Below are 1,788 nucleotides of genomic sequence, written 5' to 3' on the forward strand. Positions count from 1 at the left end.
TTTTCCGCCCGGCACGCCGTGGAACAACGGGTTCATCGAATCGTTCAACAACCGGCTTCGCGACGAGTGCCTGAACCGCAACTGCTGGCCCACCCTGCTCGAAGCTCGCGTGGTGATCGACGATTTCAAAGACGACCACAACCACCGGCACCGCCACTCGGCGCTGGGCTACCAGACCCCGGCCGAGTACGCTGCCCGATGCACCCACCAGCACCACCCTGTGGGCTGCGAGATCGACTGACCGACAGCTAGAAGAAACTGGCTCTAGAACTGCCTGGACCGGCTATCGGGGACCTGCCAGATGAAGTGGACTCGTTCGCAACACTTTACGAAAGTGTCCCTTTATGGCTAGAGCAAACTCTATGGGAGTGGATTGACGCAAGGTTTCTAACCAACAGTAACCTGTTCGATACTGCGCTCGCACGGCAGTGTGAACGTCTGCTCCGTGTCCATATAGCTGATGACGGAGCTTATGGCGTCACTGGCGGATTGCGCGCCGTACGAAATACTTTCTCTACGTCCGACCGACTGACTTGGCGTTTGGTGGACTACCTCCTAGCGAGCACAAGTGAGTATGATGCCGGTCCGCAGTTGGAAACAGCATTAGTAGAGGCCGGTTCTGCTTGGTCAGTCGGCGAACGTGAAGGACACTTAGGACTCTTACGCCGCGTTCCCGAAGGCGTACAGTCTGCCGCACTGCAATCGTTCGAGCACGGTGATGCTGGTAAGCTACTCGCCAAAGCATGGGGGCAGATATACGGCGTGTCCCCCGACCCTTCGAACGGATACAGACTCACCATCAAAGCCGTCGAAGAATCAGTTTTCGCTGTCGTGTGCCCGAACGACAAAACCGCTACCTTGGGCAAAGCCCTCGGCAACCTTGAGAATGAAGGTTGGCGACTCCCCCATCTGCGAGAGGATAGTCGCGCTAAATCCCATGACGTCCTCGTTTCACTTTTGCGACTTATATGGGTGGGCCAACATGATCGACACGGGGCAAAAACGACAGTGACACAGCACGAAGCAGAGTCAACAATTCAGTTGGCCGTTGCTTTAGTTGGACTTTTCAGCACGGGCCTCGTTCGCAAATAGAACGACGCTGCCCTACGGACCAAAGAGCTGGATCACGTTTGACGGCTCCAGTTTTGTGGCAATCAATGACGGTTCGGGTAGATCGTTCAGCGCGCCGCCGTCTTCCTCAGGTATCCAATCGCCGTAGGTGTCCAGCGTGAGGGTGAACGTGCTGTGACCCATCCACCGGCTGACCTGCATGAAGTGGACCCCGGCCATCAGTTGCATCACCGCGAACGTGTGGCGCAGGTCGTGCAGGCGGACCCCCTGCTGTGCCGGGGCTGTGTGGGTGGCTGGTCGGCTCGCGGGGAGCCCTGCGGCCTCTAGCGCGGGCTTGAGAACGGACTCATAGAAGGTGCCCATGAACACCGGTTGCGACCAATCCAACGGCACCGCGTAGCGCTTCCCTGCCGCCCTATGACTGAACCGCCCCGGGTCTGTCGGAGGCTCTCGAACCTGTGAAGGATGGAGAGCATGGCAGCACCACGCAAGTACAGTGAGGAACTCAAGGACCGGGCCACCCGGATGGCATGTGAAGCGCGACAAGATCCCGATTCGTCGAGAGGTGCGATCAAGCGGATCGCCGATCAGCTCGGAGTCCATCCCGAGGCGTTGCGCAATTGGGTTCGTCAGGCCGAGATCGACGGCGGGGTCCGCCCGGGCACCACGAGTGAGGACGCTGACCGCATCGCGGCGTTGGAGCGGGAGAACCGTGAA

Annotated in this window: 2 protein-coding genes and 1 pseudogene; 2 read left to right on the forward strand and 1 reads right to left on the reverse strand. The window is 59.1% G+C overall.

The features are described 5' to 3' along the window. On the forward strand, positions 1 to 241 hold a 241-nt coding region (locus A9310_RS22255), incomplete at its 5' end, for an integrase core domain-containing protein (RefSeq protein WP_139104719.1). Between the two features lie 863 nt (positions 242 to 1,104). Here the strand turns inward: A9310_RS22255 and A9310_RS26445 are convergent. Beyond that, a pseudogene (locus A9310_RS26445) lies at positions 1,105 to 1,491 on the reverse strand (site-specific integrase); the annotation flags it as partial. A gap of 54 nt (positions 1,492 to 1,545) precedes the next feature. On the opposite strand from A9310_RS26445, the gene A9310_RS22265 reads away from it, so the two are divergent. Then, positions 1,546 to 1,788 (forward strand): transposase (locus A9310_RS22265; protein ID WP_065630881.1); only part of this gene is annotated, 243 nt, incomplete at its 3' end.

This window comes from Gordonia sp. UCD-TK1 (genome assembly GCF_001691435.1).
Classification (GTDB): Bacteria; Actinomycetota; Actinomycetes; order Mycobacteriales; family Mycobacteriaceae; genus Gordonia; species Gordonia hongkongensis.